General features: G+C 37.5%; 12 protein-coding genes. 3 read left to right on the top strand and 9 right to left on the bottom strand.

From position 1 onward, the window contains the following. Positions 1–56: 56 nt before the first annotated feature. On the bottom strand, positions 57–1,616 hold the full coding sequence (locus AKG34_RS05240) for an aldehyde dehydrogenase family protein (RefSeq protein ID WP_053345104.1): 1,560 nt from the start codon (positions 1,614–1,616) through the stop codon (positions 57–59). A gap of 16 nt (positions 1,617–1,632) precedes the next feature. After that, positions 1,633–2,733: an SDR family oxidoreductase gene (locus tag AKG34_RS05235; RefSeq protein ID WP_053345103.1), complete on the bottom strand. Its 1,101-nt coding sequence runs from the start codon at positions 2,731–2,733 to the stop codon at positions 1,633–1,635. A 321-nt stretch (positions 2,734–3,054) separates the two neighbouring features. Here AKG34_RS05235 and AKG34_RS05230 point away from each other — a divergent pair, with 321 nt between their 5' ends. Further along, positions 3,055–4,248, top strand: coding sequence for an FtsW/RodA/SpoVE family cell cycle protein (locus AKG34_RS05230; RefSeq protein ID WP_053345102.1), 1,194 nt, complete (start codon positions 3,055–3,057; stop codon positions 4,246–4,248). A gap of 163 nt (positions 4,249–4,411) precedes the next feature. On the opposite strand, the gene nhaC is transcribed toward AKG34_RS05230, so the two are convergent. Both nhaC and AKG34_RS05220 read right to left on the bottom strand, forming a co-directional pair. Next, the gene (gene nhaC, locus AKG34_RS05225; RefSeq protein WP_053345101.1) at positions 4,412–5,791 is read right to left on the bottom strand and encodes a Na+/H+ antiporter NhaC; all 1,380 of its coding nucleotides are present in this window, start codon (positions 5,789–5,791) and stop codon (positions 4,412–4,414) included. A gap of 560 nt (positions 5,792–6,351) precedes the next feature. Further along, positions 6,352–7,926 (bottom strand): peptide chain release factor 3, encoded by a 1,575-nt coding sequence (locus tag AKG34_RS05220; protein ID WP_053345100.1) that lies wholly within the window; start codon positions 7,924–7,926, stop codon positions 6,352–6,354. 970 nt (positions 7,927–8,896) lie between these two features. Between AKG34_RS05220 and AKG34_RS05215 the strand changes: the two genes are divergently transcribed. After that, on the top strand, positions 8,897–9,100 hold the full coding sequence (locus AKG34_RS05215; RefSeq protein ID WP_053345099.1) for a cold-shock protein: 204 nt from the start codon (positions 8,897–8,899) through the stop codon (positions 9,098–9,100). A 53-nt stretch (positions 9,101–9,153) separates the two neighbouring features. Here AKG34_RS05215 and AKG34_RS26560 read toward each other — a convergent pair whose 3' ends face one another. The 4 genes from AKG34_RS26560 to AKG34_RS05195 form a co-directional block, all read right to left on the bottom strand. Beyond that, positions 9,154–9,615 (bottom strand): RNA polymerase sigma factor, encoded by a 462-nt coding sequence (locus tag AKG34_RS26560; protein WP_269083751.1) that lies wholly within the window; start codon positions 9,613–9,615, stop codon positions 9,154–9,156. A gap of 94 nt (positions 9,616–9,709) precedes the next feature. Beyond that, positions 9,710–11,674 (bottom strand): DUF6449 domain-containing protein, encoded by a 1,965-nt coding sequence (locus AKG34_RS05205; RefSeq protein WP_053345097.1) that lies wholly within the window; start codon positions 11,672–11,674, stop codon positions 9,710–9,712. Next, entirely contained in the window at positions 11,649–12,548 is a 900-nt protein-coding gene (locus tag AKG34_RS05200; protein ID WP_053345096.1) for an ABC transporter ATP-binding protein, read from the bottom strand. Before AKG34_RS05200 ends, AKG34_RS05205 begins: the two co-directional genes overlap by 26 nt. Further along, entirely contained in the window at positions 12,545–12,928 is a 384-nt protein-coding gene (locus AKG34_RS05195; RefSeq protein WP_053345095.1) for a GntR family transcriptional regulator, read from the bottom strand. The genes AKG34_RS05200 and AKG34_RS05195 overlap by 4 nt, the downstream gene beginning before the upstream one ends. Positions 12,929–13,123: 195 nt before the next feature. Between AKG34_RS05195 and AKG34_RS05190 the strand changes: the two genes are divergently transcribed. Then, positions 13,124–13,540, top strand: coding sequence for an organic hydroperoxide resistance protein (locus tag AKG34_RS05190; protein WP_053345094.1), 417 nt, complete (start codon positions 13,124–13,126; stop codon positions 13,538–13,540). A 53-nt stretch (positions 13,541–13,593) separates the two neighbouring features. Here AKG34_RS05190 and AKG34_RS05185 read toward each other — a convergent pair whose 3' ends face one another. Further along, positions 13,594–14,910 carry an MFS transporter gene (locus AKG34_RS05185; RefSeq protein WP_180320458.1) on the bottom strand — a complete coding sequence of 439 codons (1,317 nt, stop codon included), beginning with the start codon at positions 14,908–14,910 and terminating at the stop codon, positions 13,594–13,596. Between the last annotated feature and the right edge of the window lie 196 nt (positions 14,911–15,106).

Here is a 15,106-nt window from a genome sequence, read left to right as displayed (position 1 = left end):
GTGCTAATGGTGAAAATTACAATCTTTTTTTCTATAAGATGAAAATTCTAGAATTTCTATTTTCGTTTTTCCTTGGATATCTTAATTAATTGTAAATATTCTTTGCCAAATTGAATCCAGTTGGTTTTTTCAGAAAAGTAGTGTTGGAACAGTGATAAAAACTTCGTATACTTCCCTTCATATGGATACCATTGAATTTCCGAATTCTTTTTTCCATTGTCTTTCATGATGGCTTTTTCATGACAAAAAATCCGCATTCCTTGTTCGCCATGATAACGGCCGATACCACTTTGCTTGGTACCACCAAAGGGTAAGTAATGATTAGCAACAGTAATCAGCACATCATTGATCGTTACCGCTCCTGTCACTAACTGGGATGCTATCCGATTTGCTTTTACCGTATCCTTTGTCCAAACGCTCGAATTAAGTCCGTACTCAGTATCATTTGCTAGCCGGACGACTTCTTCCTCCGTATCGAATGGTACAACTGGCAGAACTGGACCGAACGTTTCTTCTTTCATAATTTTCATTGAATGATTGACATTGGACAATATCGTCGGTGGAATAAAATAGGTCTGACCCGTTTTCCAATCATTCGGTGAGGTTCCAGATTCAAGTATGGCACCCTTATTAAGCGCATCCTCTAGGTGTCCAGCAACAATATCAATCTGAGCCGGGAAGGTCATTGAACCGATATCATCCGTTAATCGTGTTCCCTGTTTTAAAGAATTAGCCTTTTCTTTAAGCAAAGACAGAAACTCCTTATAAACGGGACGTTCCACATATATTCGTTCAACACTCATACACACCTGCCCGCTATTTGTAAAAGCCCCCCAAAGCGCTCCATTAACAGCCCGTTCCAAGTTCGCATCACGCAGGACAATCATCGGATCCTTTCCACCAAGCTCCAAAGTACTTGGAATTAGCTGTTTTGCTGCAACTTCACCGATTATTTTTCCGGTCCTGACAGAACCAGTAAAAAAAATATAGTCCGGTTTCTGCTCAGTTAATGACGCACCTAAATCTTTCCCTCCATGAGCAAACTGAACGGTCCCCTCTGGAAAACCTGCTTCATGAAATAAATTATCTATGCACATTCCCACTAAAGGTGTCACCTCTGAAGGTTTGGCAATGACAGTATTCCCACCAGCAAGAGCATTCAGGATCGGTACCATTGCTAGTTGAAGCGGATAATTCCAGGGTGAAATGACGAGAACAGTTCCACGGGGCATATAATCAATATAAGATTTTTTCCCAATTAACATTAATGGTGTGGAAACCTTCTGTCTAGAAAGAGCTTTCACTGCATGTTTTTCAATATGCTTAATTGCATCAATAGTTGGCATGATATCCGCGACAAGCGCTTCAATTTTAACTTTGCCTGTATCCTTTGAAATAACCTCAGCTATTTTATCCATTTTTTTAACCATCAGTAAACGAAGGCATTTTAAATATTGCAGACGCTCTTTGATAGGAAGTTTTGACCAGGTCTGAAACGCTTGTCTTGATTTCGTATATAAATGAGGTATAGACTCCAGTGACGTTTCATCAAGTTCGGCAATCTTCTCACCTGTTGCCGGAGAATACACTTCCCACTTGGTATGTAATTCTTCCATAACTTCTCCCCTTGTTTTACCTTATTTTAATCTGATACTCTTTATCATTTTTATACCTTAAATAAAAATCAACCATAGCCGGAACACCTTTCCTGAAATTAGGGCAAACGATTCCAGAACCAGCTAAGTCTTTTTGGGCTTCAGTGCTATCAAACCGCCCCTTCCAAGTAAAATAATCCAAGGCTTCTTTTTCAACTCCTAAATACGTCCGCACCGGACGAATTGATAAAAACGCCTGACTCAATACCATTGGTACATAACCTATTGGTTTTTTCTTATATAATTCTCCAACAAATAGTTCATAAACTTCAGTAGCCGTACATGGATTAGGATCGGTTAAATGATACGTTTTTCCAGCACTTTCTTTATATAATGCCAGATATGCAGTTGCCTGTATAATATAATCAATTGGAACCAGGTTCACGACTGTTTCCCTTTCCGAAGACATATACGGAAATAAAGGGAGAAAACTTAACCGATCAAGAAAATTAAGGATAAAATAGGGACCATCAAATTTAATAGTTTGCCCTGTTTGAGAATGCCCCTTTACGATACCAGGTCGAATGATGGTAATCGGAACCTCTTTTTTAAGCTCCTCGACCAATAATTCGGCGTCAAATTTAGTCCGTTCATAATGGTTCTTAAAGCTTTTTGGAAAGACCAATTCATGCTCGTACAGATTTCCTTCCCGGTTACCCGCAACATAAGCCGTGCTAAAATAGGTATATCGCTTAAGTTTAGTTAACCCTTTAACCCATTCATTTACATGTTTCGTACCCACGACATTAACTAGCTGAGCAATTTTTTCAGAGACAGCTAAATCGTATATCGCCGCAAGATGAAAAACATGGGTAATTTCTTGTTGAAGATTATGAATTAAATCAAATGGAATATCCAGATTTTCTTTCGTTATATCGCCTATCACCATTTCAAATACTACTTTTGCTCCATCCAGTTCATTTTCTATAGATTTGATTTCTGCTTCTGCTTTTACCTTTTGTTCAGGCAAAACAAGCAGGTAGATTTTATTTAAAGCTTCATCACGCCTTAATAGCTGCATAATCAACTGATTACTGATGAAACCCGGAAATCCTGTGAATAAATAAACATGCTCCATAGATTATTCCCCCTCAGTTTACCTACCTTGATTGTAAGTTACTTTACATATTATTACTTTCCAAATGGAATATAATAGAAAAAAATTTCACTACCATTTTGAAGGAGTATTTGCATTTTCTATCGAAGGTACCTAGTAGGATTCTTCTTTAAAGAGTAATCTAGTAGATTGTCTATAAATTTATCAGATTAGGGGTTTAATAATAAGTCTTAGAGGGTAAATTCATATATTGAATAAAAATTATTATCTATCTAGTCGATTTTCCGTTACTATATAAGAAGGCGATTTTTTCGCGCATACATATTTGAGGTGAGCGCACAAGTGAAAAGAATTATTAAAGCATACGACTTCCCTATTTTTATCGCTGTCGTATTACTCTGTCTATTTGGTTTAGTCATGATTTATAGTGCGAGCATGATTACTGCAGTTGCTCGATACCACCAGTCCATGGATTTCTTCTTTGAGAAACAAAAAATGGCCTTTATCATCTCATTCTTAGCAATGATTGTGACGATGATTCTTCCTTATAAGATGTACAAAAACAAAAACTTTTTAATGTTAATGATGTTTGGAATGGCCGGTATCCTTTTGATGCTCTTCATCTTTGGTCATACTGCAGGAAATGCCACAAGTTGGTTTAAGGTAGGTTCAAAATCTATTCAGCCCGCAGAATTTTCAAAGCTAGCCATGATTATTTACCTGGCAGCCATTTACGGAAAAAGACAGGATCGAATCAATAGTATTGATAAAGCTGTTATTCCTCCGATTTTCTTTCTCGTATTTATTTGTTTTTTAATCGGGATACAACCGGACTATGGAACGGCAGCCGTCATTTTCCTAATTTCAAGTACCATGATCATTTCCTCTGGCATGTCTTTTAAAAGTATTTTCAAACTCTCTTTAATAACACTAGTGTTCGTTGCTATTTTTGCTTTAGGAGTTCTTGTGACAGGTAATTTCTCATCCGTTTTATCTGAAAATAAAGTGTCTCGTTTTACCGGCTTTGCAGACCCTTTTGGTACAGCAGGAGGAGACGGATATCAGCTCGTGAATTCATTGTTCGCAATAGGTTCAGGCGGCGTTACAGGTGTCGGACTCGGGGACAGTGTACAAAAATACGGGTACCTGCCTGAATCACATACAGATTTTATTATGGCCATAATTGCGGAAGAGCTCGGAATATTCGGAGTAGCTTTCGTTCTATTGACACTCGGTTTTATTGTCTTGAGAGGTTTTGTGCTCTCTGCCAAATGCAAAGATCCATTCGGAAGCCTGTTATTAATCGGCATTTCATCCATGATTGGCATTCAAGTAGGCATCAACGTTGGCGGGGTGACTGGGCTCATTCCAATTACCGGGATTACCCTCCCATTTATCAGCTACGGAGGTTCTTCCTTACTACTGCTTATGATTTCAATGGGCATATTCCAAAATGTCGTAATGCGAATGAATATACTTGAACAGAAAGAATCGATTACTTCCATTCCAAAAGAAGAGATTGCATCCTCAAAATAAAACTTGAGTTTTTTACCCCTGGCATTCTGTTTTTCAGTATGTTGGGGGTTTTTAATTTACAGCATTTTAGCTAATTATAGAAGACTGCTTTATCTGTTATTAAAATAACCTGGAATCAAATTCAAGCAAAAAAACAGGCGGTCGAAATCGACCGCCTGTTTTTTTACTTATAGTGTATCCCGATTTTCGTAAACCCAGCAATTAAACTAAGTAAAGGACAAAGCAAACAGAAGAAGGCAAATGGGGCATATTCAAGGGTTGAAACACCCAATACCTGTGTCAAGAATACACCGCAGACACCCCAAGGAACCAGAGGATTTACAACCGTTCCCGCATCTTCAAGTACCCTCCCAAGCGTTTTTGGCTGCAAGCCTAAATCTTCATATTTCTGCTGAAAGGCTTTCCCAGGCAGTATAACAGACAAATACTGTTCCCCCACTAGGAAATTCACGCCGACACCTGCAAATACGGTAGCGGAAATCACTTTCGCTACACTCGTCAATGAATCCTGGACCGCATTTAAAATAGAAGGGATGACTCCTAATTCAAACAATAGTCCGCCCATCGCCAATGCCAATAACACCATCGAAACGGAGAACATCATACTTTCAATGCCGCCCCGCGATAGGATTGAGTCAAGTTGATCCATTCCACTCTTAAGTACAAAGCCGCCGTATAAAATATCTGCTAGTTTTGCAACCGTCAAACTTGGCGTTTGTATGAAAGCAATGACAGCCGCCGAAACGATTCCTGCTGACAATGTCGGAATCGCCGACACCTTTTTCAAAGCCATGACTAGAACGATGACAAACGGAATCAAACTCCATATGCTAATGTTCGTTTCCATTTCCAAGGCTTTGGTCATGGCTTCAATCTCCTCAACACGAGCCAGTTTGACATTCGGTGAAAGGAAGTAAAAGATGATCAGAGATATTAAAAAACCTGGAATCGTTGTCCACAGCATATTATTAATATGTTCAAATAATGGCACTCCAGCCGTTCCCGAAGCAAGATTGGTCGAGTCGGATAATGGAGACATTTTATCCCCAAGAAATGCACCGGAAATGATTGCACCGGCTGTAATCGCCAACGATAAATCCATCGCCGTCGCTATACCTATGAAAGCAACTCCGATCGTGGCTGATGTTGTAAGTGAACTCCCGATACAGAGCCCAATTAGCGAACACACCAGAAATGTGACCGCATAGAAATATTCACCAGAAATCCAGTCAAACCCATAGTACATGATGGTAGGGATCGTCCCGCTTGCCATCCAGATCGAAATTAGCATTCCAATGAAAAAGAATATATAGATAGCTCCCATACCAGAAACTGCACCTTTGACGATAGCCGCCTCCATAATCGAAAATGGCAGCTTCTTGATCTTTCCATAAACAAATAAGAAAAGAATAGCCGCTATAATTGGAATATGGGGGGCAAGTCCATAATGTATAATACCTGTTGCAATAATTAAGAATAAAAAAGCCAAAACTCCAAGTGCTTCAGGTAAAGAAAGTTTTAGCTTTGCATCTTCCAGACGCATAATATATTTCCCCGCTTTCATGTTGTATATTCTATGAGATAAGGATGGACCTTCTATCCCTCACAATTGCTGAAACGCTTTTAAGTACTAAAGCACTAGATTAATATAAATGAGTTTCTTAAGATTGTCAAAGGAATAATAATCTTTCTTAGTAGAATTCGATACTTAATAGATTCGACATTTCCTTTTTCCACAAAACGAAACCCATACTTCGATTAGTACAGGTTCATAAATATCCTAAGATAACAAGGGAAATTACCCCACATTCCCAACGACTGACAGAATCAGCTTCCAAGTTCACCTTTACCAACCATTTCCATTCATTAAAGACTCCCCTGATACAAAGAACTTTTCTCATAAAATTGAATATCAGTTCTCACGAGATACATAAATTATTGATCATGAAGTCCTCCATTAATCTGCTCTTTAGGTAATTTCACATAAGAACAGGTAAATACAGCTATGGATACTTGGCTAAGCTACTATCAAAAAATCTTTCGATATTTAATAATGCTCCAGATAATGAAAAAAAGCCCGTGTATATACCACGGGCTTCTCCATTATTTCAAATCCATTGGATTATATAATTCCACGTCAGGATTTTTATCCTGGAACCAACGAAGTGCAAACTCATTTTCAAACAGGAATGCATATTTTTCAAAACGGTCTTTAACTAGTATGCTTCTTGAGCTGTGAAGGTTTTCATCAAGCTTTTCATCTTCGGCCCAGCGAGTGATTTTACTACCCATACGCTCCATCATGACCTCAACATTGTACTCATTTCTCATCCGATGTTCAAATACTTCAAATTGAAGCTGACCAACCGCACCAAGCAGATATTCTTCCATCCGAACTGTTTTGAAGAGCTGAATGGCCCCTTCTTGTACTAGTTGGTTAATTCCTTTATGGAAATGCTTCTGTTTCATAACGTTTTTAGCTGTTACCCGCATGAATAGTTCTGGGGTAAACTGAGGTAACCGTTCAAACTGAAACATATCTTTACTTGTCGTTATTGTATCACCAATTTGGTAGTTCCCGGTATCATACAAACCAATAATATCTCCGCTTACTGCTTCATTTACCGTGTTCCGATCATCAGCCATGAATTGAGTTGAAGAAGAAAGATTAATTGGTTTACCTGTTCTGCTCAAGTTTACACTCATTCCACGCTCAAATTTACCAGAACAGATACGAAGAAAAGCAATCCGATCACGGTGTTTTGGGTTCATATTCGCTTGAATCTTGAAAATGAAACCTGAAAAATCATTGCTGACAGGACTCATTTCACCTGAAGTTGTCATACGGGCTTGAGGAGCAGGTGCAAACTGAAGATAAGCATCCAAAAACGTCTGAACCCCAAATGTTGTTAAAGCACTTCCGAAAAATACAGGGCTAAGTTTACCATTCGCAATGTTTTCTTCAGAGAATTGGTTCCCCGCTTCCGTCAACAGCATAATTTCTTCTAAAGTTTGCTCATACAACTGTGAATCTTTTAGTTCATGATCCACCTCGAGTTCACCCTCGTCATTCAATGGAAGGAAGCGCTCATCGCCTTCTGTTTTGAACTGTTCGATCCGATTATTAAACCTGTCGTAAATGCCGACAAAATCTTTTCCCATCCCAATTGGCCAGTTCATTGGGTATGTTTCAATGCCCAGTACTTCTTCAAGTTCAGCAAGCAATTCGAGCGGCATTTTCCCTTGGCGGTCCATTTTGTTTATAAATGTAAAAATCGGAATTCCTCTCATCCGGCACACTTTGAATAATTTAACCGTCTGATCCTCGATCCCTTTTGCCGAATCGATAATCATCACTGCGCTGTCAACAGCCATTAATGTACGATATGTGTCTTCACTGAAATCTTGGTGACCTGGTGTATCGAGGATATTCACACGGAAATCATCATAATCAAACTGCATGACTGAAGATGTAACGGAAATTCCCCGTTGCTTTTCAATCTCCATCCAATCACTTGTTGCATATTTCCCTGTTTTTCTAGCTTTAACTGTCCCGGCATCACGAATGGCGCCACCAAACAGCAATAATTTTTCTGTCAAAGTTGTTTTCCCGGCATCCGGGTGGGAGATAATTGCGAAGGTCCGTCGGGATTGAACCTCGTCTTTTAATGTAGTCATAAAATGTTCCTTTCATTATTGGAGTCATCACTAAATATATTTATAGGAAGGCTAATTAGATTTTTCACATTGGAATGTCAACCTTTCTTTGTATGTAAACCAACATACACAATATATGTATGAAAAAATATATCATAAGGCTTAAGCCTTGGCTACTCAGCATTCATTTCAATCAACCTTACTATTTTAACACGATATGAAGGAAAGATGTAGAGGTGAATGAATCACCTTAAGCGGATTTGATATTATAGCAAAACAAAAGACGCTATATCAGCGCCTCTTATCCAAGTTCATATGGTTATCGTTCATTTACTCATAGTTTAACCAACTTATCTTGCTGTCTTCATTGCTTTTTGATTACGTTTGTTTTTCCAACGTTTCTTTACTTGTCTGAATATTATAGGAGCAGCAAAAATGACAGCTCTTTTTAATAATTTCTTCATTATTGATCAGTCCTTTCTTTCTTATCCTATACCCGAATATCTTTTTAAAAAACTTTGATTCCAAGAGTTATTTTTCTATTTTCAGCTTTAGTAAATCAATACTAGCTTTTGCTTACACCATTTTAACGTGAATTTTTTCACGCCAGGACTAAGGAAAGCTTAGATTCATATCATTGCCAAGCACCTCATAGTTCAATATAATCCTCCTCATCATTAGGATTGGACCTCTCCTTCATAAAACAACCATAATATTAATTTCCCCAAATGAATATGTATAAATTACATCCTCTTGTTTTATCCTTTATAAAGGTGGGTATATACCGAAAAACTGGAAATTATTCCAAAGGGTTCCGATATAGAACACCCCAGCCAAATACTTCCGGTAAAGATTCACATATTATCAAGCATCTTCGTATGATATTTCAACTTAAATGAGGGTATTTGATAATGTGTGAAATTGATTTTTTCCTGCAAGGAAAAACAGTCACCATTAATATATTTTTAAAATTATTAGGAGGATTCATCGAATGACAGTAACAGGTAAAGTAAAATGGTTTAACAGTGACAAAGGGTTTGGATTTATCGAAGTACCAAACGAAGATGATGTATTCGTACATTTTTCCGCTATTCAGGGCGATGGTTTCAAGACTCTTGATGAAGGTCAAGAAGTACAATTTGAAATTGAAGAAGGAAATCGCGGATCTCAAGCTAAGAACGTCATTAAACTATAAAGAATAGAAGCCATATGCAAAAGGATGCCGCCCTGGACGGCATCCATTCCTTTTTAAGCAACTGCCTGCATTTGTAATGCGTACTTCAATTGTTTTCTAGCCCGAAATAGATTAACTTTGACAGTTGCTTGATTTATCTCAAGTATAGAGGCAATTTCACGTTCTTTTAATCCTCCATTTACCTTCAACAGCAATATCTCCCTTTGTTTTTGAGTCAATTTACATAAGAGATTGGAGACATCTTCTTTTAATGTCCAAATATCAATACCGTTCTCCTCTACCACTTGTCTGCATGCCTGACTCTCTACCCAATCCACCATCTCCTGCTGAATTAATTGGCATCCCCTTTTTTGCTTACGGGAAAAATCAATTGCTGTTCTCGTAGCGATGCATGCTAGCCATGCTCCTATCTTCTCCCTATTGTTGATCGTATGAAGTTTATTATAGGCTTTTATATAGGTTTCTTGGGTAATATCCTCTGCCAGAAAAGGACATTTAATAATCGCTAAGGCTATATAATAAATCCGCTTTTAAAAGGATTGATAAACCAAAGTGAAATCTTCCGTTTGGCAATAACGCTTTTCTTTCACACTCGTTCCTCCTCGCCTCTCATTCGTTAAAGTGCTCCAAAATAAAGCCGGGAACATGATCACCAGAAAAGCTCTTGATATCAATATTTCTGCTATCTTTATAATAAAAGGCAGCTAAATAATCTCCCCCCCAATCGTTTTGAGCGTTATCAATTGCCGACTCGATTTCCGAGGTCTGATCAAGCTTTAAGCGATTTGACTGCTTTTCAATTCGCTGTACAAGTTCACTTTCAGAAATCGAATTAACAATTTGTGGATCACTCTTTGCTACAAGAATATAAGAGATCTCATCAGCCGTTAACCTAGCCTCTTTTACTTGCCCAGTTTGTTCCATCCAATTCGAAAACTGAGTAAAAGAAGAATCCCAATTCAAATAAATAATATTGTTATTCTTCAAAAGAATGTCAATAGACGCATAATCTCCAATAGAATTTGTCATTTGAGCCAGCGACTGATTTTTCAGGTCTTCCGATAATGCCTGTACCGCTTCTTTAAGCTCCTGACTATCCGTAATGTTTACAGATTTGTCCAATTCTCCACTCGCAGTTATATTGATTTTAGAAACATCCTCAGTTGACACATTTAATAACTCATTAACGGTTTTTTTATATTCACTAGACTCATAGATTTTCTCCAGTAGTGGCAGGTATGAATCGTAGTTTTGCAAATGATACTCTCTTGCTATTCGTTTTCCATTCTTAAGTTCATACATAAGAAATACAGAGTGATTTATATTTAAATCACCAATGGAAGCCTTTTTACCTTTTTCGATAATTTGCTGATGCAATAACCTCAGCGCTTCTATATTTTCTTTTTCTTTCAAATAAGTGAACTCACCATTTGAAGAGTCATCCTCATAATAGAGTAGGGAATTGTTTCCAATATAAATTTGGTTAATCATCTTTATATCAGGAACCTTTGACTCATAATGAACAAGATCTAATTTTAGGATGACAGCAAGCAAAATAATAACCGCCGCAAATGATACAAATCCTTTCAAATTGACACGGATTCGCCATGTCTTTTGCAGGACGATTTCACCTAGATAATATCCAATCAATGATCCGACAATATAGCCGAAAAATATCCATCCTAGTTTCCCTGTAGTTTCGCTAAAATAAAATCCTGTAAACAACATCATGCTTATCGTCAATCCGAACTTAAATAGCGGTTTTATCATAGGAAAAACAAATGCCTGTGAGACATGCTCCAACTTTCTCCGCTCATAGAGAAACAGCGAAATCAGTAGAAAAAGCAAGATTAATAGTCCATAGATTAATATATTAACCGAGAAAAATTCCATTTTTTCCATCTCGGTTGCAGCTAATAATGGAGAAATGCTATTGATATTGGCACTTAAATAATAATCTGCAGAAAATCCCGCTAGCAAAAACTTCACATTAGCAACAAACAAAACAAATAAGCCAACCGGCAAAGCAAGCAAGATATAAGTTAGTAGGCCTTGCAAGGCAGATAATCCCGTAACCATTCCCACTAAAACAGCCACAGAAAAGATCATTGCTTCCATGAAAAATGTAATTCCCATCCAGGACCAAATATCTGCAAGGGTATACAACCTCTCTACATCTATTGCCGAGTGGAACAATATCAATATTAAGCCTGTAAGTAAAATAGGCAGTATAATAAAGCCAATTCCCGTTCCAATCATATGAAAATAAATGCTGCGTCTAGTAATCGGTAAACTATGTATAAAGTCCGAAGCCTGTTTTATCTGCAAAAACCGAAATAGGAAGATGGCAAGCAACACTGGGATTACTATGACTAAGACGAATTGTATCATCTGCTGACTGGAAAAAAGATTTTCGAATTTTACATATTCACTATTTTCATTTAAAACAATCGTCAAAATTTCTAAAGGCAACGCAAAGATGAGGCCGATAAAATAAAGGAAACCTATCCAGCCGGAACATCTGAAAATATAGATAATCAGTTCTCTATTAAACAAGGTTATTCTGGATGACATAACCTATATCCCCCATTTCATAAATGAATATTTCCTCTAAAGTAAGGGGTAGCATATCGAATATTTCTGGTTGAAACTGATTAAAGTGGGATTCAATCTCGGATTTCTTACCCTTAACAATGCAAACAATCACGCTGCCTCGTCTCTCCTTATTAAGAACTTGAACTCCGCGATAAATCCCGTAAGGAATCTTATTTTTGAAGGCAATCTGTACTTTATGTACATCCGCTTTTAAATCGTCCAAATCTTTTTGGATAATAAGTTCCCCTTTGTGTAATATTCCCACATGATCGGCTAAATCTTCAATTTCCCGGAGGTTGTGGGACGAAATCAAAATTGTCATTTTCCGTTCAGATACATCCTGAATCAACAACTGTTTCACGTTTTTGCGCATAACCGGATCCAGCCCATCAAAGGGTTCATCAAGAATGAGAACTTCCGGCATGGTTGAGAGAGCCAACCAAAAAGCAACTTGTCTCTGCATCCCCTTTGACAATTTATGTATTTTATTTTGAAAGGGAATGGGAAACACTTCCTGTAATTGATAGAAACGTTCTTGATTCCAGTCACTATAAATATGACTATAAAAGCCTGCCATTTGCATAATAGTATAGTTAGCCAAGAAATAAGGTGTGTCAGGAAGGAAGAAACAACGATTTTTCACTTCTCGGTTTTCAAAGACATGAGATTGATCAATAAGTACCTCGCCGCAATCCTGAATTAAATTGCCCGAAAGCATTTTTAAAAGGGTCGTTTTTCCGGCACCATTAGATCCTAACAACCCAAAAATTGAGCCTTCATGAATAACCAAGGTTACATCCTTGATTGCTTCTTTTCCTTCATATAATTTACTCACCTGTTTTATTTCAATCATGACTCTCCCCCCTTGGCTAAAGCACTAATTTCTTTAACTAACTTGTAGATTTCATTTTTATCAATTCCAATATATAGTGCTTCAGCAAGAACCTTTGTAAGTTCGGATTTTATCTTCTCTTCTTTTAAGGAATTCTTCAAAGTTTTAGGAGGTGCCACAAAGTTTCCTTTGCCCGGCAATGTATAAATATATCCGTCCAATTCAAGCTGTTTGTAAGCTTTTTGAATCGTATTAGGATTGATGGTCAATTTCTGTGCCAATATTCTAACAGAAGGAAGTTGATTATGTTCTTGCAAAACTTCATTAATCATAAGTTCCTTTATCTTATCCATCAATTGCTCATAAATAGGTTTTCTACTTTGCACATCCAACTCGAACATCATCAACCCCCTCTCTGCACTTAGTGTATTACTCTTCCTAATACAGTTCATTATAAAACATTTTCTTCCAATTTAAAACCATTTTTTTGAAGTATTACATAGTTCATATTCTTATCCCACCTCTCATTCTTTTGTTTAATAAGCCTTGTATTAGGGAACTAAAGAATTTAAGAATATAAAAAGGAGTTGTTTTCATTGAAACCATTATATACAGCTGTCGTTACTGTACACGGTGGTCGTGAAGGACATGTGAAATCAGAGGATGGTATTCTTGATTTTGATGTAAGATCACCGAAGGAATTAGGTGGATCCGGTGAGAAAGCAACCAACCCGGAACAGTTATTCGCCGCCGGATATGCTGCCTGTTTTGACAGTGCATTGAATCTTGTCCTGCAGAAAGCAAAAAAGAAAGTTGATACTTCTGTGACCGCAAATGTCACAATTGGGAAAGATGAAGAAGACGGTGGTTTCAAATTGGCTGTCAGGCTGGATATCTCCATCCCTGATCTTAGCCGGGAAGAAGCAGAAGACTTTGCAAAAAAAGCTCACATGACCTGTCCCTATTCAAAATCAATTCGTGGGAATCTCGACGTGACATTGAATTTGGTATAAGAATTCATTTTTTTTAAAAGAATGGGCCCAGCCTTTGCTGAGCTCATTCTTTTTTATTTAACTCCTTCTAAATTCCTCATTTTTAATAGGAAGCATAGCCCGATTACTGTCATGATAATCAGTGAGCCTAATGCCATCCGGCTAGCCAATGTGCCGAGGTCATGGAAAATTAACGTAATTGTTCCATACATAAGAGGACCTATTATTGAAGAAACTTTTCCTGAGAATGCAAAGAGTCCAAAAAACTGCCCCCTTTTCTCCACTGGTGTCAATTCGATAATGAATGTCCGGGATGTTACCCACATCGACCCGAGTGCAATGCCAAACATGCTCCCTGCAATCCAGAACCAAAGAGGCGTTTGGGCAAAGACCGCCACAAATAAGGCGACTAGGAGCAGAATACCCACGTATGTAACTGCAAGCCGTGGGCCCTTTGCCTGAGTTATATACCCAAATAGAAACGAACCAATAATACTGGATACCGTTGAGACCAGATAAAGTAAAATGAATCCACCTGAAGAAAATCCAACAACGGTCTTCGCGTAAACGGCCATCATGCCAATTGTTGTCGCAATTGCATCATTTAAGAAAAAATACGCAATCATAAATGTAAATACTAATTGATAAGTTCTCATCTCTTTAAATGTTGCTATAATTTCCTTATAACCTGAAAAAAAAGGTTGTTTTACCTTTTGCTGTTTTGGCGTTTCTTTTAGAAAAAAGAATAATGGAAGGGAAAAAATCAGAAATAAGATAGAGGTGGGGATAAAGGCTTCATGTGAACTCCCTTTACTAATAAATGGATAGATGGACAGACCGACAAGCGTTCCAATGTAGCCTACAGCGACACCAAACCCAGATATTAGCGGCAATTGCTGCTTCGTGCCTAGATCGCTCATCATCGTATCATAGAAAACAAGACTTGAATGATAGAAAAACTTTGCCACCACAAATAAAATAATGACAATCACTAAGGAAATTGGGATACCAAGGAGATTTCCATCCAACGATAGACCACCAAAAATCCCCATTAAAAAAGTCGCTGCAACTGAAACCAATGTGAAAATTATGATATATTTCTTCATCTTTCCTGTTCGGTCAATCATTACACCAAATAGTGGAGAAAACAGAACAAGAAATAAACTGGCAATCGCATTCGCATAAGAAATGAAGGTACTAGCAATCTGATCAAGAACAGCATTTTCTCCGATTTGTTCCTGAAGAAAGAAGGGAAAGAAAATTGTATTAATATTAGAAGAAAAAATCGTGTTGGCAAAATCGTAAAAGGCCCAAGAGAGAATTGGAAGGGAAAAATATAAACTTAGATTCCCCTTCCATTTTTTAGAATTCGGTTTCAATTGCAGTTGCATCTGCCTTCCCCCTTATCATAGACTTAATTTATAAGTATTCCATACATACCTATAAAATCCTTTTAAGATAAAAAAACAATAATTAGCTGCATAATGAAAGCAAAATCCAATTCATGATTTCTTACCACTTAAAATACATGATTAAAAAAGGTTATCAGTATACAGAGGTCTTTTATTTTATTTATCATAGGGGTAA

Origin of the sequence: Peribacillus butanolivorans (genome assembly GCF_001273755.1) — a bacterium.
In the GTDB taxonomy this organism is placed as follows: Bacteria; Bacillota; Bacilli; order Bacillales; family DSM-1321; genus Peribacillus; species Peribacillus butanolivorans.
The sequence above is the reverse complement of the archived record's forward strand: the minus strand, read 5'-3'. Positions and strand labels throughout refer to the sequence as shown.